Annotated in this window: 19 protein-coding genes; 5 read left to right on the top strand and 14 right to left on the bottom strand. The window is 70.7% G+C overall.

Annotated elements, in window-relative coordinates:
- Positions 1 to 48 precede the first annotated feature (48 nt).
- From D1369_RS30360 to hisD, 9 genes are all read right to left on the bottom strand, one after another.
- On the bottom strand, positions 49 to 636 hold the full coding sequence (locus D1369_RS30360; RefSeq protein ID WP_007381377.1) for a helix-turn-helix domain-containing protein: 588 nt from the start codon (positions 634 to 636) through the stop codon (positions 49 to 51).
- Positions 637 to 708: 72 nt separating this feature from the next.
- Positions 709 to 1,464 (bottom strand): imidazole glycerol phosphate synthase subunit HisF, encoded by a 756-nt coding sequence (hisF, locus tag D1369_RS30355; RefSeq protein ID WP_007381378.1) that lies wholly within the window; start codon positions 1,462 to 1,464, stop codon positions 709 to 711.
- On the bottom strand, positions 1,461 to 1,859 hold the full coding sequence (locus tag D1369_RS30350; RefSeq protein WP_007381379.1) for a RidA family protein: 399 nt from the start codon (positions 1,857 to 1,859) through the stop codon (positions 1,461 to 1,463). The genes hisF and D1369_RS30350 overlap by 4 nt, the downstream gene beginning before the upstream one ends.
- Complete coding sequence (gene priA / locus D1369_RS30345; RefSeq protein WP_007381380.1) at positions 1,856 to 2,593, bottom strand: bifunctional 1-(5-phosphoribosyl)-5-((5-phosphoribosylamino)methylideneamino)imidazole-4-carboxamide isomerase/phosphoribosylanthranilate isomerase PriA; 738 nt, start codon at positions 2,591 to 2,593, stop codon at positions 1,856 to 1,858. The genes D1369_RS30350 and priA overlap by 4 nt, the downstream gene beginning before the upstream one ends.
- A complete protein-coding gene (gene hisH, locus D1369_RS30340) occupies positions 2,593 to 3,246 on the bottom strand; it encodes an imidazole glycerol phosphate synthase subunit HisH (protein ID WP_037899655.1) in 654 nt (217 codons plus the stop codon). The genes priA and hisH overlap by 1 nt, the downstream gene beginning before the upstream one ends.
- Positions 3,237 to 3,401: a hypothetical protein gene (locus tag D1369_RS43150; protein WP_007381382.1), complete on the bottom strand. Its 165-nt coding sequence runs from the start codon at positions 3,399 to 3,401 to the stop codon at positions 3,237 to 3,239. Before D1369_RS43150 ends, hisH begins: the two co-directional genes overlap by 10 nt.
- Entirely contained in the window at positions 3,398 to 3,991 is a 594-nt protein-coding gene (hisB, locus tag D1369_RS30335; RefSeq protein WP_007381383.1) for an imidazoleglycerol-phosphate dehydratase HisB, read from the bottom strand. The genes D1369_RS43150 and hisB overlap by 4 nt, the downstream gene beginning before the upstream one ends.
- Positions 3,988 to 5,097: a histidinol-phosphate transaminase gene (locus tag D1369_RS30330; RefSeq protein ID WP_007381384.1), complete on the bottom strand. Its 1,110-nt coding sequence runs from the start codon at positions 5,095 to 5,097 to the stop codon at positions 3,988 to 3,990. Before D1369_RS30330 ends, hisB begins: the two co-directional genes overlap by 4 nt.
- Entirely contained in the window at positions 5,094 to 6,416 is a 1,323-nt protein-coding gene (gene hisD / locus D1369_RS30325) for a histidinol dehydrogenase (RefSeq protein WP_007381385.1), read from the bottom strand. The genes D1369_RS30330 and hisD overlap by 4 nt, the downstream gene beginning before the upstream one ends.
- Before the next feature lie 159 nt (positions 6,417 to 6,575).
- Here hisD and D1369_RS30320 point away from each other — a divergent pair, with 159 nt between their 5' ends.
- The 4 genes from D1369_RS30320 to ybaK all read left to right on the top strand — a co-directional run bounded on the left by D1369_RS30320 (position 6,576) and on the right by ybaK (position 10,596).
- Complete coding sequence (locus tag D1369_RS30320; protein WP_037899658.1) at positions 6,576 to 8,153, top strand: hypothetical protein; 1,578 nt, start codon at positions 6,576 to 6,578, stop codon at positions 8,151 to 8,153.
- Between the two features lie 163 nt (positions 8,154 to 8,316).
- Positions 8,317 to 9,327 (top strand): hypothetical protein, encoded by a 1,011-nt coding sequence (locus tag D1369_RS30315; RefSeq protein ID WP_037899663.1) that lies wholly within the window; start codon positions 8,317 to 8,319, stop codon positions 9,325 to 9,327.
- Between the two features lie 11 nt (positions 9,328 to 9,338).
- Entirely contained in the window at positions 9,339 to 10,079 is a 741-nt protein-coding gene (locus D1369_RS30310; RefSeq protein ID WP_007381388.1) for an LON peptidase substrate-binding domain-containing protein, read from the top strand.
- A gap of 16 nt (positions 10,080 to 10,095) precedes the next feature.
- A complete protein-coding gene (ybaK, locus tag D1369_RS30305; RefSeq protein ID WP_007381389.1) occupies positions 10,096 to 10,596 on the top strand; it encodes a Cys-tRNA(Pro) deacylase in 501 nt (166 codons plus the stop codon).
- A gap of 183 nt (positions 10,597 to 10,779) precedes the next feature.
- Here the strand turns inward: ybaK and D1369_RS30300 are convergent, their stop codons facing one another.
- From D1369_RS30300 to D1369_RS30285, 4 genes are all read right to left on the bottom strand, one after another.
- The gene (locus D1369_RS30300) at positions 10,780 to 11,472 is read right to left on the bottom strand and encodes a DUF2567 domain-containing protein (RefSeq protein ID WP_007381390.1); all 693 of its coding nucleotides are present in this window, start codon (positions 11,470 to 11,472) and stop codon (positions 10,780 to 10,782) included.
- A 34-nt stretch (positions 11,473 to 11,506) separates the two neighbouring features.
- Positions 11,507 to 12,331, bottom strand: coding sequence for an ABC transporter permease (locus D1369_RS30295; RefSeq protein WP_007381391.1), 825 nt, complete (start codon positions 12,329 to 12,331; stop codon positions 11,507 to 11,509).
- A 73-nt stretch (positions 12,332 to 12,404) separates the two neighbouring features.
- Positions 12,405 to 13,379 (bottom strand): ABC transporter ATP-binding protein, encoded by a 975-nt coding sequence (locus tag D1369_RS30290; protein ID WP_118082713.1) that lies wholly within the window; start codon positions 13,377 to 13,379, stop codon positions 12,405 to 12,407.
- Positions 13,380 to 13,485: 106 nt separating this feature from the next.
- Positions 13,486 to 14,706, bottom strand: a complete 1,221-nt coding sequence (locus D1369_RS30285) for an NYN domain-containing protein (protein WP_007381393.1) — start codon at positions 14,704 to 14,706, stop codon at positions 13,486 to 13,488.
- 221 nt (positions 14,707 to 14,927) lie between these two features.
- Here D1369_RS30285 and D1369_RS43145 point away from each other — a divergent pair, with 221 nt between their 5' ends.
- Entirely contained in the window at positions 14,928 to 15,092 is a 165-nt protein-coding gene (locus D1369_RS43145) for a hypothetical protein (RefSeq protein WP_007381394.1), read from the top strand.
- Positions 15,093 to 15,186: 94 nt separating this feature from the next.
- Here the strand turns inward: D1369_RS43145 and dnaE are convergent, their stop codons facing one another.
- On the bottom strand, positions 15,187 to 18,726 hold the full coding sequence (gene dnaE, locus D1369_RS30280; RefSeq protein ID WP_007381395.1) for a DNA polymerase III subunit alpha: 3,540 nt from the start codon (positions 18,724 to 18,726) through the stop codon (positions 15,187 to 15,189).
- Positions 18,727 to 18,834 lie beyond the last annotated feature (108 nt).

The following is an 18,834-nucleotide window of genomic DNA, read 5'->3' as shown; positions in this document are numbered from 1 at the left end:
TCTCGGACGCGGAGCGGGAGTCGGCGGCGGAACGGGGATCAGCGGGGATCAGACCCGGAACGGGAAGCCGTACATGTGCAGCGCGACGTTCTCGCGCCCCTCGGTGTCGCCGGCGGCCTCGGCGGCCCGGCCCTTCTCGTCGTACTTCCTGGCGAGGGTGAGCAACTCCTCGCGCAGCTCGTCCAGTTCGCCTGCCGTCAGGCGCAGCAGGGACTCGCTGTCCGGGGCGGCCTCGTTCCACTCGGCGCTCCAGGTAGGCCGCTCGTCGAGGTAGCGGCGGTACATGTCGGCGCGCTGCTCGTGGAAGAGCCGGGTGGCCGCCAGGTGAGCGGCGGCCCGCTCCGGCGCGTCCCGGAAGTCCCGGTCGCGGATGCTCACGCCTTCCGAGGAGGGCTGCCACCAGCGCTCCCGGCCGTCCCCGCTCTGTGCCTCGGCCTCCTCGATCAGCCCGTGCTCGGCCAGCTTGCGCAGGTGGTAGCTGACCAGGGACACGGCCTCGTCGACCTGGTCGGCGAGGTGCGAGGCGGTGGCCGTGCGGGACACGCACAGCAGGCGGTACAGCCGCATGCGCAGCGGGTGGGCCAGTGCCTTGAGCGTGCCGAGGTCGGTGATCGGGCGGTTCTGCTCGCGTGACATGACCTCACCGTAGATGCGAAAGAAAAGTTGCACAATTGATTTTGCGCAACTTTCCTTTCGCATCTTGGTGGTTCAGCGAACGGGGTGTCCCGCCCCCCGCAGCGTCTCCTTCACCTCGCCGATCCGCAGATCGCCGAAGTGGAACACCGAGGCCGCCAGCACCGCGTCCGCGCCTGCCCCGATGGCCGGCGGGAAGTGGTCCAGCTTCCCCGCGCCGCCGGAGGCGATCAGCGGCACCGTCACGTGCTTGCGGACGGCCTCGATCATCTCCAGGTCGTAGCCGTCCTTGGTGCCGTCCGCGTCCATCGAGTTGAGCAGGATCTCACCGGCGCCCAGCTCGGCGGCCCGGTGCGCCCACTCGACGGCGTCGATGCCGGTGCCCTGGCGGCCGCCGTGGGTGGTCACCTCGAAGGAACCCGACCCGGTGCGCCGCGCGTCCACCGACAGCACCAGTACCTGCCGGCCGAACCGCTCGGCGATCTCGCGGATCAGGTCGGGGCGGGCGATGGCCGCGGTGTTCACGCCCACCTTGTCGGCGCCGGCGCGCAGCAGCTTGTCGACGTCCTCGGCCGTGCGGACACCGCCGCCGACCGTGAGCGGGATGAACACCTGCTCGGCGGTGCGGCGCACCACGTCGTACGTCGTCTCGCGGTTGCCCGACGAGGCGGTGATGTCGAGGAACGTCAGCTCGTCGGCGCCTTCGGCGTCGTACACCTTGGCCATCTCGACGGGGTCGCCCGCGTCGCGCAGGTTCTGGAAGTTGACGCCCTTGACGACCCGGCCGTTGTCCACGTCCAGGCAGGGGATGACTCGTACGGCAAGGGTCATGCTGCGGTGTCTCCTCGGAACGCCTCCACCTCGACCTCGACGACCAGGCTGGGGTCCACGAAGCCGGAGACGATGATCATGGATGCGGCGGGCCGGACGGCGTCGAACAGCTCCTTGTGAGCGCGTCCGACCTCCTCGACGTCCCGGGCGTGGGTGATGTACAGGCGTGTGCGCACCACGTCGTCCCGGCCGAGCCCCAGCTCCTTCAGCGCCGCGAACGCGACGTTGAAGGAGTTGACCGTCTGCTCGTACGGATCGCCCGCGACGATCTCACCGTCCACCACCGAGGTGCACCCGGAGACCAGCACCAGGCCGTTCGGCAGTTCCACCGCCCGGGAGTACCCGAAAGTGTCCTCCCAGGGCGCACCGGTCGTGACGCGTCGCAGATCGCTCACTGAGCCACCGCCTCCAAAGCCTCTTCCAGCGTGAACGCCTTCGCGTACAGCGCCTTCCCGACGATGGAGCCCTCGACACCGAGGGGGACCAGTTCGGCGATGGCCCGCAGGTCGTCCAGCGAGGACACCCCGCCGGAGGCCACGACCGGGCGGTCGGTCGCGGCGCAGACGTTGCGCAGCAGCTCCAGGTTGGGGCCCTGGAGCGTGCCGTCCTTGGCGATGTCGGTGACGACGTACCGGGCGCAGCCCTCCTTGTCGAGCCGCTCCAGCGCCTCGTAGAGGTCGCCGCCCTCGCTGGTCCAGCCGCGGCCCTTGAGGGTCGTCCCGCGGACGTCCAGGCCCACCGCGATCCTGTCGCCGTGCTCGGCGATCACCTTGGCGACCCACTCGGGGCTCTCCAGGGCGGCGGTGCCGAGGTTCACCCGGGTGCAGCCGGTGGCGAGGGCGGCGGCCAGCGAGGCGTCGTCGCGGATGCCGCCGGACAGCTCCACCTTGATGTCCATCGCCTCGGTGACCTGCCGGACCAGCTCCCGGTTGTCGCCGGTGCCGAACGCCGCGTCCAGGTCGACCAGGTGCAGCCACTCGGCGCCCGCCCGCTGCCAGGACAGGGCGGCCTCCAGGGGGGAGCCGTACGAGGTCTCGGTCCCGGACTCGCCGTGCACGAGGCGGACGGCCTGGCCGTCGCGGACGTCGACGGCGGGCAGGAGTTCGAGCCGGGAGAGCTTCGAGGGCATCACAGGGTTCCGATCCAGTTCTTCAGCAGCTGCGCACCGGCGTCGCCGGACTTCTCGGGGTGGAACTGCGTGGCCCACAGGGCGCCGTTCTCCACCGCCGACACGAAGGGCCTGCCGTGGGTCGACCAGGTGACCTTGGGCGCGGTCATCGCCTTGTTGTGCGTCTCCAGCGACCAGTCGTGGACGGCGTAGGAGTGCACGAAGTAGAAGCGGGCGCCCGCGTCGAGGCCGGCGAACAGCTGGGAGCCGGCCGGCGCGTCGACGGTGTTCCAGCCCATGTGGGGCACGATGTCGGCCTTCAGCGGCTCGACCGAACCGGGCCACTCGTCCAGGCCCTCGGTCTGCACGCCGTGCTCGATGCCGCGCGCGAAGAGGATCTGCATGCCGACGCAGATGCCCATGACCGGGCGCCCGCCGGACAGCCGGCGGTCGATGATCCAGTCACCGCGAGCCTCGTGCAGGCCCTTCATGCACGCGGCGAAGGCGCCCACGCCCGGCACCAGCAGGCCGTCGGCGTTCATGGCCTTGTCGTAGTCGCGCGTTATCTCGACCTCGGCTCCCGCGCGCGCGAGGGCGCGTTCGGCGGACCTCACGTTGCCGAAGCCGTAGTCGAAGACGACGACCTTCTTCGAAGTCGGAGCGCTCAATTCCACACCTCCAGCCTCATGACACCGGCGACCAGACACATCCCGGCGGCGATGGAGAGCAGCACGATGAGGCCCTTGGGCATCTGCTGCTTGACGAAGGAATAGATGCCGCCGGCCAGGAAGAGGCCGACGACGATCAGGAGGGTCGACAGGCCGGTCACAGCGCGCCCTTCGTGGAGGGGAGGATGCCGGCCGCACGCGGGTCGCGCTCGGAGGCGTAGCGCAGGGCCCGGGCCAGCGCCTTGAACTGGCACTCCACGATGTGGTGGGCATTGCGCCCGTACGGCACGTGCACGTGCAGGGCGATCTGCGCCTGGGCCACGAAGGACTCCAGGATGTGCCGGGTCATCGTGGTGTCGTACTCGCCGATCATCGGCGCCATGTTCTCGGGCTCGGTGTGCACGAGGTAGGGGCGGCCGGAGAGGTCGACGGTCACCTGGGCGAGCGACTCGTCCAGGGGGACCGTGCAGTTGCCGAAGCGGTAGATGCCCACCTTGTCGCCGAGCGCCTGCTTGAAGGCGGCGCCGAGGGCGAGGGCGGTGTCCTCGATGGTGTGGTGCGAGTCGATGTGCAGGTCGCCCTCGGTCTTCACGGTCAGGTCGAACAGACCGTGCCGGCCGAGCTGGTCGAGCATGTGGTCGTAGAAGCCGACGCCTGTCGACACCTCGACCTTGCCGCTGCCGTCGAGATCGATCTCGACCAGCACCGAGGTCTCCTTGGTGACCCGTTCCACGCGTCCTACGCGGCTCATGTGCTCTGCTCCTTCTTGAGTTCACGTACCGCGTCGAGGAACGCGTCGTTCTCCTGCGGGGTTCCGGCGCTGACCCGCAGCCACCCCGGAATGCCGTTGTCCCGGACCAGGACACCCCGGTCGAGGATCTTCTCCCAGGCCACGTGGGAATCTTCGAACCGCCCGAACTGCACGAAGTTCGCGTCGGACTCCACGACCTGGAAGCCGATCGTGCGCAGCTCGCTCACCAGCCGGTCCCGCTCGGCCTTCAGCTGCTCGACGTACTTGAGCAGCGTGTCGGTGTGCTCCAGGGCGGCCAGCGCGGTCGCCTGCGTGACGGCCGACAGGTGGTAGGGCAGCCGTACGAGCTGGACGGCGTCCACGACCGCCGGGTGCGCGGCCAGGTAGCCGAGGCGCAGGCCCGCCGCCCCGAACGCCTTCGACATCGTCCTGGAGATGACGAGATTCGGCCGTCCTTCGAGCAGCGGCAGCAGCGAGTCGCCGTGGCTGAACTCGATGTACGCCTCGTCGACCACGACCATGGAGGGCTTCGCGGCCTGCGCGGCCTCGTAGAGCGCGAGGACCGTCCCGGGCGGGACCGCGTTGCCGGTGGGGTTGTTGGGGGTGGTGATGAAGACGACGTCGGGCTTCTGCGAGGCGATCGCCTGCGCGGCCACCTCGACGTCGATGGCGAAGTCCTCGTTGCGGGGGCCCGGGATCCAGCCCGTGCCGGTGCCGCGCGCGATGAGCGCGTGCATCGAGTACGACGGCTCGAAGCCGATCGCCGTACGGCCGGGGCCGCCGAAGGTCTGCAGCAGTTGCTGGATGACCTCGTTGGAGCCGTTCGCCGCCCAGACGTTGGGGAGGCCGACCTCGTACCCGGAGGTGTCCGTCAGGTACTTGGCGAGCTGGGTGCGCAGCTCGACCGCGTCCCGGTCCGGGTAGCGGTTGAGGTCGCGGGCGGCCGCGCGGACGCGCTCGGTGATGCGCTCGACCAGCGGCTCGGGCAGCGGGTAGGGGTTCTCGTTGGTGTTCAGCCGGACCGGGACGTCCAACTGGGGCGCTCCGTAGGGGGACTTGCCGCGCAGCTCGTCCCGTACGGGGAGGTCATCGATTCCGAATGTCACTTGCCGGGCACCTTCCAACCGAACCGAGCCTTGATCGCCGCCCCGTGGGCCGGCAGGTCCTCCGCCTCCGCCAGCGTGACCACGTGGTGCGCCACGTCCGCGAGCGCGTCCTTCGTGTAGTCGACGATGTGGAGGCCGCGCAGGAAGGACTGGACGGACAGGCCCGAGGAGTGGCAGGCGCAGCCGCCGGTGGGCAGGACGTGGTTGGACCCCGCGGCGTAGTCGCCGAGGGACACGGGGGCCCAGGGGCCGACGAAGATCGCACCGGCGTTGCGGACCCGGTCGGCGACCGCGGCGGCGTCGGCCGTCTGGATCTCCAGGTGCTCGGCGCCGTACGCGTCGACGACCCTGAGGCCCTCCTCGATGCCGTCAACGAGGACGATCGCGGACTGCCTGCCCTTCAGGGCGGGCACGATCCGGTCCTCGATGTGCCGGGTGGCCGCGACCTGCGGCTCCAGCTCCTTCTCGACGGCGTCCGCGAGTTCGACGGAGTCCGTGACCAGGACGGCCGCGGCCAGCGGGTCGTGCTCGGCCTGGCTGATCAGGTCGGAGGCCACGTGCACCGGATCGGCGGAGGAGTCCGCCAGGACGGCGATCTCGGTCGGGCCGGCCTCGGCGTCGATGCCGATCTTCCCGGTGAAGTAGCGCTTGGCGGCGGCGACCCAGATGTTGCCGGGGCCGGTGACCATGGTGGCGGGCGGGCAGGACTCGGTGCCGTACGCGAACATCGCGACGGCGGTCGCGCCACCGGCGGCGTAGACCTCGTCGACGCCGAGCAGCGCGCACGCGGCGAGGATCGTCGGGTGCGGAAGGCCGCCGAACTCTTCCTGGGCCGGCGAGGCGAGCGCGATGGAGGGCACTCCCGCCTCCTGCGCGGGCACCACGTTCATGATCACGGAGGACGGGTAGACCGACCGGCCGCCAGGCGCGTACAGCCCGACCCGGTCGACCGGCACCCACTTCTCGGTCACGCTGCCGCCGGGCACGACCTGGGTCGTGTGGGTGCTGCGGCGCTGTTCGCGGTGGACGAGACGGGCGCGGCGGATGGACTCCTTCAGGGCCGCGCGCACGGCCGGGTCGAGCTCCTCCAACGCGCGCGTGAGGGCCTCGGCGGGCACCCGCACCCGCTCCAGCCGGACGCCGTCGAACTTCTCCGCGAAGTCGATCAGCGCCGCGTCGCCCCGATGATGCACGGCCTCGCAGATCGGACGCACCTTCTCCAGGGCGGCCGAGACGTCGAAGTCGGCTCGGGGCAGCAGGTCGCGCAGGGCGGGGCCCTCGGGGAGGGCGTCGCCGCGCAGATCGATTCGGGAGATCACGTTCCCAATTCTCTCAGACCGTCGTCAGGGCCCGTTCGCGCATTCCAGTGGCTGATACGCAACCCGGAAGATCCCCTTCACGTCTAGCGTTCGTGGGGTCACCGAGCGGGCATGAACAGGTGTGCGAAACCCGTGAGCAGCCGAGGGGATGACGAAGACGTGACCGAGGGGGCCGGCATCCGGAGCGGAGACCTGCCGGACGATCTGACCGCCGCCGAGGCCGGCATGTGGCAGGCCTTCCGCAACGGCACCGTGTACGACCTGAGCAGTGGCGACACCGTCGTCGACGATCCGCACGGCGGGCACCCGTGGGGCCCCGATCGCACGGTCCGCGCCCGGATCGTGTGCTGGCTGCTCCTGGACGGTCCGCCCGCGCTCGCGGGCCGGGTGCCGTCCCTGAAGCTCACCGGTGTGCAGATCAGCGGCATCCTGGACCTCGCGGGCGGCACGGTGGTGCCGTACGTGGAGATGAAGGGCTGCCGCTTCGAGCGGGAGATCCTGCTGCCGGAGGCCCGCTTCACCACCGCGCGGTTCGTGAACTGCTCGGTGCCGCGCCTGGAGGCCGCCCGGGTGCACACGGAGGGGGATCTGCATCTGCCGCGCTGCCGGTTCCACAACGGCGTACGGCTGACCGACGCGCACATCGGCACGGACCTGCTGATGAACCAGGCGATCGTCTACCGCGACCGCAGCGGCCGCTCCATCGCCGCCGACGGCATGACCGTGGGCCAGGACCTCCAGGCCGAGCTGCTGGAGTCGCACGGCGAGCTGAGCCTGCGCAGCGCGACGATCGGCGTCTCGCTGAGCCTGCGCGGCGCCCGGCTGACCAACCCGTACACCCGGCTCGCGCTGAACGCCCCCCAGCTGACCGTCGAGCGCACGCTCTACATGACCCCCGCGGGCGTCGGCTCCGCCATGCTCAGCGGGGCGACCCCCGCGCGCGGGACGCGGATCCAGCGCTTCGAGTGCCAGGGCGGGGTGCGGCTGGACGACGGGCGGTTCGGGGACGCCGTGGACCTGGAACGGGCCCGCTTCGTCTTCACCGACGAGCAGGAGCTGTCGCTGCGCCGCATCCAGGCGCCCGAGCTGCGCTTCCTCGGCGAGAAGCCGCAGCGCGGCAAGGTGGTGCTGTCGGGCGCACGCGTGGGCAACCTCGTGGACCGGGCGAGCGCCTGGCCGGGGCCCGGCAATCTGCACATGGGCGGCTTCGCCTACGAGAACCTCGTGCCGCACGGCCCCTTCCCGCTGGCCGAGCGGCTGGAGTGGGTGGCAGCCGCGACCGCCGAGTACAACCCGGAGCCGTACGAGAGGCTCGCCGCCGTGCTGCGGGCCGGCGGCGAGGACGAGGACGCGCGCGAGGTGCTGCTCGCCAAGCAGCGCCGGCGCCGCGAGAGCCTGCCGCCGGCCGCCAAGCTGTGGGGGTACGTGCAGGACTGGACGGTCGCCTACGGGTACCGGCCGGGCCGGGCCGCCGTATGGATGGCGGTGCTGTGGGCGGCGAGCTCCGTGGCGTTCGCACACGCGAGCCATCCGCCGCTCAAGGGCGGCGACCATCCCGCCTGGAATCCCGCCCTCTTCGCCCTCGACCTGCTGCTTCCGGTGATCGACCTGGGGCAGGTCGGTTTCTGGCAGTTGCGCGGCGGCTGGCAGTGGCTGGCGGCGGCCATGGTCCTCCTCGGCTGGGTCCTGGCGACCACCGTGGCGGCGGGGGCCACGAGGCTGCTGCGGCGGAGCTGACGGGCCCTGTGAAGAATTCGGCAGGGCACCGGGTGGGACCGGTGAGACCGCTGGTCAGAAAGTTGTTCAACAGTCACCTTTTTAAGGTCCCTTGACCTCCCGGCGTACAACTTTCCACGAATTGCACGTTCGCACTGGCGCAGCCTTCGCCGTCGGACTTTCAATGGTCGACACCATGGCTCTGCTGCCCCCCTTCATCCGCGCCACGCGGATGCCCCCGTACCTCACCGCCGGACTGTCCGCCGACGACGAGGTGCTGCTCGACGCGCCCGACGACCGGCTCGGACCCGCGCTGGTCGCCGCCGGACAGGGCACGTACGGGCGAGCGGCCGAGCTGCTCTCCACGACCCGCGAGAGCGCCGCCTGGGAACTGCGCGACCGGTACGTCCGGCGGCTCTCCGCCTTCGCCCGCTCCCGCCCCGAGTGGTACGACGCCTGGCGCGCCGACGCCCCGTACGACCCGGACCAACTGCTGCTCGGCGCGCAGCTCGCGGTGGACCGGGTGTGGGACTCACCGGCCCGGGTGGAGCTGCTGCGCGAGGTGAGCCCGCTGATCACGGCCGCTGCGCGCGGTGAGGACCGGGACCCGGTGCCGTGGCGGATCGCCCTGGACCACGCACGCGGCTCCCAGGCCGGCCACACCTACTTCGGGGAGCTGTGGGAGGCGGCCCTCAGGCGCGCCCCGCTGCACTACGGCTGCCATGTCGCCGCCCTGCGCTATCTGGCGGCGTCCTGGCGCGGCTCGTACCGCGAGTGCTTCGACTTCGCCGACCGGGCCGCCCAGGACGCCCCGCCCGGCTCTCTCGTCCAGGCGCTGCCCGCCCGGGCGGCCCTCGCGTGTCTGACCGAGGCCGGCTCCGACGCGGTGCCGCGCGAGCGGCTGGACGCGGCCGCCGACCGGGCGATCGAGCTGTCCGCCACGTTCGCGCCGGCCGACCCCTGGCCGGCCGAGATCCGCAACAAGCTGGTGTACGTCCTGGTGCGCCTGGGCCGCTGGCAGGACGCCCTGGAGCAGCTTCGCATGCTCGGCCCGTACGCGACCTCGTTCCCGTGGAGCCGGGAGGCCGGGGACCCGCTGGGCCGCTTCCTGGAGGTCCGGGAGGAGGTCCGGCGGCACGCCCTGATCCATCCACGGAGTGGGCTCGGGGGACGTGTCCGCTCCGCGGGCCATTAGGCTTTGGCGCCGTGACCACCGTGCGGCTCCCGCTCTTCCCCCTGAACTCTGTGCTGTTCCCGGGGCTCGTGCTTCCTCTCAACGTCTTCGAGGAGCGCTATCGCGCCATGATGCGCGAACTGTTGAAGACGCCCGAGGAGGAACCGCGCCGGTTCGCCGTCGTGGCGATCCGTGACGGCCACGAGGTGGCGCTCAGCGCCCCCGGCCTGCCGGACCGGACGGCCGTGCCCGACGTCGGCCCCGCGGCCGGCTTCGGTGACGACCCGGTCAAGGCGTTCCACGCGGTCGGCTGCGTCGCGGACGCGGCGACGATCCGGGAACGGGCCGACGGCACCTTCGAGGTCCTGGCTACGGGCACGACCCGGGTCCGGCTGCTGTCCGTCGACGCCTCGGGCCCCTATCTGACGGCCGAACTGGAGGAGCTGCCGGAGGAGGCGGGCGACGAGTCCGGGCCCCTGGCGGAGGGCGTCCTACGGGCCTTCCAGCAGTACCAGAAGCGCCTGGCGGGAGCCAGGGAACGCTCCCTGTCGTCCGGTGCGGACCTCCCGGACGAACCGTCGGTGGTCTCGTACCTGGTGGCGGCCGCGGTGATGCTGGACATCCCCACCAAGCAGCGTCTGCTCCAGGCCCCCGACACCGCGTCCCGGCTGCGCGACGAACTGAAAATCCTGCGCGCGGAGACGTCGATCATCCGTAATCTGCCGTCGTTGCCGGCGTCGGAACTGACGCGCGGCCCGACGAGTCTGAACTGAGGCCGGAATCCGTCAGATGGCGAAGAAGTCGAAGAAGCAGCAGCCGGGCGGCACTCCGGCGACCGTGGCCCTGACCACCGCGGGCGTCTCCTTCACCGTGCACGCCTACGACCACGATCCCGCCCACCCCTCCTACGGCGAGGAGGCGGCCGAGGCGATGGGAGTCTCCCCGGAGCGCGTCTTCAAGACCTTGGTGGCGGACGTGGACGGCGCGCTGACGGTCGCGGTGGTCCCGGTGGCGGGCTCCCTGGACCTGAAGGCCCTGGCGACGGCCGCGGGCGGCAAGCGGGCGGCGATGGCCGACCCGAACCTCGCGGAACGCACCACGGGCTATGTCCGGGGCGGCATCTCCCCACTAGGCCAGCGCAAGAAGCTGCCCACGGTCCTGGACGCCTCCGCCTCCGCTCACGACACGATCTGCGTCTCGGCCGGCCGCCGGGGCCTGGAGGTGGAACTGGCGCCGAAGGACCTGGCCGATCTCACGAACGCGGTCCTGGCGCCCATCGCCCGCGCGTGACCCCTCGACGAGGGCCCCTTCCTGGACTAAGCAGCAGGGGTATGTCGAAGAGAACGCGCAAGCGCAGGTGGCGCACGAAGAAGGGCCGATCGAACCACGGCAGGCGCCCGGCGTAGGGGCCGACTCCGGCCCAGGTCGCTCGGCCCCGTCCGGCGTTCAAGGGACGGGGCCCTCTCGGAGCCCCTACTGCGCGGGCGTCCCGTACCCGTCCCCCGGGACCGCCGCCCCGTACGCCGGCTCAGGATCCCGCGGCCCGAACAGCGCCGTGAGCCCCAGATGCACGACAAGGCCCGCGAACGACCAGGCGAGCAACGCCCCCTTCGCCCCCAGCTTCAGCGGCGCGGAGAACGTCACCCCCTTGCCCACGGCCTTGGCATGGGCGATCACGTCGGACGTGGGACCGAGCCACGTCCCCACCCGCCACGCGAGCAGAGACGCCAGCACTCCCCCGACGGCCAGCCCCACGACCAGCGGCACCCCGCCCCGCCGCCGCCACAGGAACACGGCCAGCGCGCTCACGAAACCAAAGGCCAGGGCCAGCAGGGTGAGCGTCCCGTCCACCCCGACCGCCTGCTCCCCCTCGGTGTCCTTGAGATAGACGACCCAGCTCCCCTGTTCGTCCACGTCCCCGACCAGCGGCACATGCGGAGCCAGCCACCACCACAGCACCCCGAGCAGCGCCCCCGCGAGCGCCACGGCGACCATGATCACCGTGCCTTCCAGCAGCTCGGTCTTCATCCCGGGCCCGCCGTGCCCGTACCGGGGTTCGGCAGGAGCCGCGTAGGCGGCACCGGGGGCCTGCCAGGCATCGTGCGAGGACGGTTCGTGCGGGGACGGTTCGTGCGGCGGCGGAGGAGGCGTCAACGGAGCGGTCACCCTGACATCGTGCCAGGCCCGCCTGTGCGGCGCGTCACCGGACGGCCGCCCGGCGATAGGCCCAGGTGGCGACGGCCAGCGAGACCACTCCCACGCACCCGCACACGGCGAGGTCGCCGAGCACGAAGGCCCAGTCGGGATGCGGCCCGAAGGTCCGGGCGAAGGCCTCGACGCCGTAGGTCGACGGCAGCAGGTCCCGGGCGAACCGCACCACCCCGGGCATCCGGTCGGCGGGCAGCACCCCGAGCAGCAGCGCGGCGGACATCCCGAGCTGTCCCAGCAGGGTGGCCAGCTCGGGCCGGGGCGCGAGCAGCCCGAGGGCCGCACCGAGGCCCGCCAGAGCGGCTCCCGCCAGCGGAATCACCGCCACCAGCACCCACAGGTGCGCCAGCGGCAGCCCGAACAGCACACACCCGAAGACGGCGGTCACCACGGTCCCGGGCACGGTGAAGGAGGCGTACGCGCCCGCGGCGCCGAGCACCACGGCGGCGGGCGGCACCGGCAGGGTGGCGTAGTGGTCGAGCCCTCCGCTCGCCCGCAGCTGCCCGAAGTACTGCGCGAGCAGATTGAGCGCGACGAAGGCCACGACCAGCACGGACGCCCCGGCGACCACGGACTGCGCCTCGCCCCCGCCGTCCACGACCCCCCGCATCAGGATCATGATCCCGATCGACTGGAAGGTCGCCACGAACAGCAGCGGGATGCGGGCGACCCGCGCGCGGGACAGCTGCGCCCGGTACACGGCCGCCAGCGAAGGCCACAGCCTCGCGCGCGGCCCGAGTTCGGCGGCCGCGTCCCGGCCCGTCTCCTCTACGGCCGGCGCGCCGCCCTGCAGAGCCTCGGCGGGTACGACACTCACGTGGCTCAGCTCCTCTTCGCTCCGGCACTCGCCCTGTGACGTACGGACAGGGCCGTCCGCGTACTCAAAGTGCTCAAGCCTTCACCAGTCCCTGCTGCGCGGCCCCGCCCAGCGCGAGGTACACGTCCTCCAGGCTGGGTGTGGCGAGCGTGAAGTCGTCCAGCGCGGCGAACGCGGCCCCGCCGGTGACGGTGGCGACGACCGCGCGGGCCTCCTCGGGGGCGAGCCGCAGCGTCCAGCGGCGCCCGGCGGCCACGGCCCGCTCCTGGAGCGCGGCGACCTCGGGCACGTGCAGCGGGGCCGCCTCGCGCCACACGAGGTCGACGCGGACCTCGCCCGCGACCTGTTCCTTGAGGCCGGTGGGTGTGTCGCAGGCGATCACCCGACCCTGGTCGAGGACGGCGACCCGGTCCAGGACCGTCTCCGCCTCGATGACGTTGTGGGTGACGAGCAGCACGGTCGTGCCGCGTTCGGCCCGCCGGCGGTCCACGGCGGACCACACCGCGCGCCGCGCCACGGGGTCCATCGCGGTGGTCGGCTCGTCGAGCACGAGCAGCGGCCGCTCCCCCACGAGCGCCGACGCGAAGCAGGCGAGCCGTCGCTGCCCGCCGGAGAGCTTCTTCAGCGGCCGCCCGGCGATCGGCGTGAGCCCCAGCTCGTCGAGTACGGCGTCCCGCTCGGCCCGCGCCTTCCTGGCCTCCAGGCCGCGCAGCCGACCGGTGGTCTCGGCGGCGAGGGAGACGGTGAGTTCGTCGAGGGCGGTGGACTCCTGGCCGAGGTAGGCGAGGATCCGCGAGGCCCGGTCCGGGTGGCGCACGATGTCGTGCCCGAGGATCTCGACACTGCCCCGGTCGGGCCGCATCAGCCCGGTGAGCTGCCGTACGAGTGTGGTCTTTCCGGCGCCGTTCGGCCCGAGCAGCCCGAAGATCTCACCGCGGCGGATGTCCAGCCGTACGTCGTCGGTGGCCCGCACCTCGGGCGTCGCCGGCGTCCCGCGCCGCCCGCGCACCGCGGGATAGGTCTTGGTCAGTCCGCGCACCGCACACACGACATCACCACGGTGTCGAAGTGCCGGTGCAGCGCGCGTACTCACAAAGGACGAGACTACGGGGTCGGGGAGCTTTGCTCGCCCTTGGGGCGGTGTATGTGCCGTTTCACTCCCCGGCGGGGGCGTGCTCCGCGGCCGTCCGCGCATCGATCTCCCGCCAGAAGCCGGCCCGGATCGCATAACGGTCGTGCTCGTCGATCTGGTCGTCCTTGTGCGCCAGCAGCCCGAACCGGGCCGCGTACCGGAGCAGCTCCCCGTCGATCCGGTGCGGCACGCGCGGGTACATCCCGGACAGCCGCTGCAGATGCGGCTGGTCCCCGAGCCGCTCCATCCACCGCCGCGCGAAGACCTGCCCCACCTCGAAAGGGTCGCCGCCGACGGTGGTGATGTCCTCCTCCCGGTCGGCCCACCGCTGCTCCGCCGTGGTCAGCTGCGCGAGCGTCGGCATGGAGGCGACCTCGGGCGGCTCGGCGGCACCACTGGGCCGGTCGACCCAGCCCTTGTCGGAGGACCAGCGCAGGGTCGCGCTCGCGGGGTGCTGGGCGGGCTGCTGGGCACCGGGGGCGCGCAGTGCGGCGAGGTCCTTGGGCGTCGGTACGCCCTTCGGCGCCGGCACCCGCTCCTGCGTGCCGTTCTCCGAGGCGGCCGCCGGGGCGTGCTCGCTCTCCTCGGCGGACCGCTCGGGCGCCTGCGAGGGCGCGGACTCGGGCAGGGGCGCCGACAGGATCGCGGCGATCTCGGGCCGCGGCACGGGCTGCGGCGCGCAGATACCGCCGAGCTCCTTCGCGCGGACGGCCTTGGTGATCCACGCGCGGTCCAGCACCCGCCGCTCGTCCGCCTCGGCGACCAGGTCCTCCGACTGGTTGTAGTCCCCGTCGGCGGCCTGCACGGCCCACAGGTGTACGGCGACCCCGTGCTCCTTGGCGGCCATCATGCCCGGCAGCAGGTCCCCGTCGCCGGTGACGAGCACGATGTCGGAGCAGGCCCGGTTGCGGGCCAGCTCGGTGAGCTCGGCGTGCATGGCGGCGTCCACGCCCTTCTGGGCCCAGCGTCCGTCGCTGCGGGTCAGGGCGCCGAGCCGAACGGTGACCCGGGGCATCACCCGCAGTCGTCGGTGCTCGGGCTGCGGGACGCGGTCGGGGGCGCCGTCGAACCAGTAGATGCGCAGCAGGGGCCGTTCGGTGTCGGACTCGGCCCGGTCGCGCAGCCCCTGCACGAGGGCGGCGTGGTCGACGGTGATACGGGAACGGGAGGGCTCCCCGGCAAGGAGACTGGCGGCGGCCCCCAGCAGATACCCGGCGTCCACCAGGACGATGCAGCGGTCCACGCGATCCACCCTCTTTCCGGGAGGTTTGCTTCGGGCTTCCTTCGAGTCTGCCCGACCGCACGAGGGTTAACGGCCGGAACTCGATCTTCGGCGTGGCGTTTCGGGGCATTGCCCGGCGACATTCCCTGTCACACACGGTAATTGCCCGAAATGCGCCTGCTGTCAGCCTATGTGAATCTGGTCCTGGCCCTGGCCCCTAGATCCCCACAGGAGGCACCACCATGGCCAAGAACAAGAAGCAGAACCGTAAGCCGTCGCAGACCGAGCGTGCCGGGCAGGAGCCCCAGCACTCCTCGATGGAGACGCCGAGCGAGCAGCACGCTCCGCAGGTGACCCCCGGCGACGTGGCCCGCAAGGGGCGGCAGAAAAGCTTCGGCCACAACTGACATCTGCATAAAGGGTTGTTGAGACCCAGGCACACAGAAGGGCGCACCCCATAAGGAGTGCGCCCCTCTGCATGGTCGGTGCCGTCCGGGTCGTTCAGCCCGCCAGGCAGGACGGTCCGAGCAGCACCTTCAGGTCGCCGAAGAGCGCCGGGTCCGGCTTCACTCGGTGCCGGTCCAGCCTGAGGACCGTGGTCTTGCTGGGCCCCTGGAGCCGGATGCGGACCTCGCTCTCCCCCTTGTGATGGCTGAGGATCTCACCGAGCCTGCTGACCATCGGCGGGGTCACCTTCAGCGCCGGGATCGTGAGGATCACGGGCGCGTTGGTGCCCGCGTTGGACAGGTCGGGGACCTGGAGCTCCATCGCGACCAGCCGGGGCACGTCCTCGCGCTTGTCGAGGCGGCCCTTGACGAACACCACGGCGTCCTCGACGAGTTGGGTCGACACCAGCTGGTAGGTCGCCGGGAAGAACATGCACTCGATGGACCCGGCGAGGTCCTCGACGGTGGCGATCGCCCAGGCGTTGCCCTGCTTGGTCATCTTGCGCTGCAGGCCCGAGATGATGCCGCCGATGGTGACGACCGCGCCGTCCGCGTGCTCACCGCCGGTGAGCTGGGCGATGCCCGCGTCGGCCTTGTCGGACAGCACGTGCTCCAGGCCGAAGAGCGGGTGGTCGGAGACGTACAGGCCGAGCATCTCCCGCTCCTGGGCGAGCAGATAGGTCTTGTCCCACTCGTCGGTGGTGAATTCCACGTCGAGTCCGAAGCCGGGCTCGCTGCTGTCCGCCTCACCCATCCCGCCGAAGAGGTCGAACTGGCCCTCGGCCTCCTTGCGCTTGACCGCGACCACGTTGTCGATCATCGAGTCGAAGTGCGCGGTGAGGCCCTTGCGGGTGTGCCCCATGGTGTCGAACGCGCCCGCCTTGATCAGCGACTCCGTGGTGCGCTTGTTGCAGGCGACCGCCTCGACCTTGTCGAGGTAGTCGGGGAAGGAGGCGTACTTCCCCTTGGCCTTGCGGCTGCGGATGATCGACTCGACCACGTTGGTACCGACGTTGCGCACCGCTTCGAGGCCGAAGAGGATCACGTCGTCGCCCTGGGCCGCGAAGTTGTGCTCCGACTCGTTGACGTTCGGCGGGAGCACCTTGATCTTCATGCGTCGGCACTCGTTGAGGTAGACGGCCGACTTGTCCTTGTCGTCCTTGACCGAGGTGAGCAGCGCGGCCATGTACTCGGCCGGGTAGTTGGCCTTGAGGTACGCGGTCCAGTAGGAGACCAGGCCGTACGCGGCGGAGTGGGCCTTGTTGAAGGCGTAGCCGGCGAAGGGGACCAGCACGTCCCACAGGGCCTGGATGGCCTCGTCGCTGTAGCCGTTCTTCTGGGCGCCGGCCTGGAAGATGGTGAAGTTCTTCGCCAGCTCGTCGGGCTTCTTCTTGCCCATCACGCGGCGCAGGATGTCGGCCTCGCCGAGCGAGTACCCGGCGATGATCTGGGCGGCCTTCTGCACCTGCTCCTGGTAGACGATCAGGCCGTAGGTGACCGCGAGGACCTCTTCGAGCGGCTCCTCCAGCTCCTTGTGGATCGGCGTGATCTCCTGGCGGCCGTTCTTGCGCTCCGCATAGTTGATGTGCGAGTTCATGCCCATCGGGCCCGGCCGGTAGAGGGCCGAGACGGCGGAGATGTCCTCGAAGTTGTCGGGCTGCATCTGGCGGAGCAGCGAGCGCATCGGGCCGCCGTCGAACTGGAAGACACCGAGGGTGTCACCGCGGCAGAGCAGTTCGAAGGTCTTGGGGTCGTCCAGCGGCAGGGCGAGCATCTCCAGGTCGATGCCCTTGTTGGCCTTCACCATCTTGATGGCGTCGTCCATGATCGTGAGGTTGCGCAGGCCCAGGAAGTCCATCTTCAGCAGGCCGAGCGACTCGCACTGCGGGTAGTCCCACTGCGTGATCGTCACGCCGTCGGTGTGCCGCACCCAGATCGGGGCGTGGTCGACGATGGGCTCGCTGGACATGATCACGCCGGCCGCGTGCACACCCATCTGCCGGACCAGGCCCTCGACGCCCTTGGCGGTGTCGATGACCTTCTTCACGTCCGGTTCGTTCTCGTACATCGACCTGATCTCGCCGGCCTCGCTGTAGCGCGGGTGGGAGGGGTCGGTGATGCCGTTCAGGTCGATGCCCTTGCCGAGGACGTCGGCGGGCATCGCCTTGGTGAGCCGGTCGCCCATCGCGTACGGGTAGCCCAGCACGCGCGCGGAGTCCTTGATCGCGTTCTTGGCCTTGATCTTGCCGTAGGTGCCGATCATGGCGACCTTGTCGGCGCCGTACTTCTCCGTCACGTACCGGATCACCTCGACGCGCCGACGCTCGTCGAAGTCGATGTCGACATCGGGCATGGAGACGCGCTCGGGATTGAGGAACCGTTCGAAGATCAGGCCGTGCGGGATCGGGTCGAGGTCGGTGATGCCCATGGCGTAGGCGACGATCGAACCGGCCGCGGAGCCTCGGCCGGGGCCCACCGCGATGCCGTTGTTCTTGGCCCACATGATGAAGTCGGCGACCACGAGGAAGTAGCCGGGGAACCCCATCTGGATGATGACGTCCATCTCGTAGTCGGCCTGCTTCTGGCGGTCCTCGGGGACGCCGCCGGGGAAGCGGCGCTCCATGCCGCGGCGGACCTCCTCCTTGAACCAGGTGACCTCGGTGTAGCCCTCGGGGATGTCGAACTTCGGCATGAGGTTCTTCGCCTCGAACATGCCGGTGGTGTCGACCATCTCGGCGACCAGGAGGGTGTTGGCGCAGCCCTCCTGCCAGGCGTCCGAGGAGTCGACGGCGTACATCTCGTCCGTGGACTTCAGGTAGTAGCCGGTGCCGTCGAACCTGAAGCGGTCGGGGTCGGAGAGGTTCTTGCCGGTCTGGATGCACAGCAGGGCGTCGTGGGCGGTCGCCTCGTGCGCGTACGTGTAGTGCGAGTCGTTGGTGACCAGCGGGGGGATGCCGAGCTTCTTGCCGATCTCCAGAAGGCCGTCGCGGACCCGGTGCTCGATCTCGATGCCGTGGTCCATCAGCTCCAGGAAGTAGCGGTCCTTGCCGAAGATGTCCTGGTAGTCGGCGGCCGCCTTCAGTGCCTCGTCGTACTGGCCGAGGCGCAGCCGGGTCTGGAGCTCACCCGAGGGGCAGCCGGTGGAGGCGACGATCCCCTCGGACCACTGGGAGATCGTCTCCTTGTCCATGCGGGGCCACTTCTGCAGCCAGCCCTCGGCGTAGGCGTCCGAGGAGAGCTTGAAGAGGTTGTGCAGGCCGGTCGAGTTCACGGCCCACATCGTCTTGTGGGTGTAACCACCGGAACCGGAGACGTCGTCCCGCTTCTGGTGCGGCTGGCCCCACTGGATCTTGCGCTTGTTGCGCCGGGACTCGGGGGCGACGTACGCCTCGATCCCGATGATCGGGGTGACCCCGGCCTTCTTCGCGGTGTGGAAGAAGTCGTACGCCCCATGGAGGTTGCCGTGGTCGGACATGGCGATATGGGTCATGCCCATCTCGTTGCACGCGTTGAACATGTCCTTGAGCCGCGCGGCACCGTCCAGCAGGGAGTACTGGGTGTGGACGTGCAGGTGCGTGAACGGCGGCTTTGACACGGCGTGGCCTCCATGGAAAACACTCGACGACAGGCGGGCGGACAGTGGGGGGACAGCGTCGAAGTCTATGCCTCGGCACTGACACTCAAGGGGCCGCCCCGCGTACCT

This window comes from Streptomyces sp. CC0208 (genome assembly GCF_003443735.1).
In the GTDB taxonomy this organism is placed as follows: Bacteria; Actinomycetota; Actinomycetes; order Streptomycetales; family Streptomycetaceae; genus Streptomyces; species Streptomyces sviceus.
This window is presented reverse-complemented; position numbering and strand designations above follow the sequence as displayed.

Bases quoted from the DNA above. Each gene is read 5' to 3' on its own strand.
- D1369_RS30360 (WP_007381377.1), bottom strand. From the start codon at position 636: ATGTCACGCGAGCAGAACCGCCCGATCACCGACCTCGGCACGCTCAAG.
- hisF (WP_007381378.1), bottom strand. From the start codon at position 1,464: ATGACCCTTGCCGTACGAGTCATCCCCTGCCTGGACGTGGACAACGGC.
- priA (WP_007381380.1), bottom strand. From the start codon at position 2,593: ATGCCCTCGAAGCTCTCCCGGCTCGAACTCCTGCCCGCCGTCGACGTC.
- hisB (WP_007381383.1), bottom strand. From the start codon at position 3,991: ATGAGCCGCGTAGGACGCGTGGAACGGGTCACCAAGGAGACCTCGGTG.
- D1369_RS30315 (WP_037899663.1), top strand. From the start codon at position 8,317: ATGGTCGACACCATGGCTCTGCTGCCCCCCTTCATCCGCGCCACGCGG.
- ybaK (WP_007381389.1), top strand. From the start codon at position 10,096: ATGGCGAAGAAGTCGAAGAAGCAGCAGCCGGGCGGCACTCCGGCGACC.
- D1369_RS43145 (WP_007381394.1), top strand. From the start codon at position 14,928: ATGGCCAAGAACAAGAAGCAGAACCGTAAGCCGTCGCAGACCGAGCGT.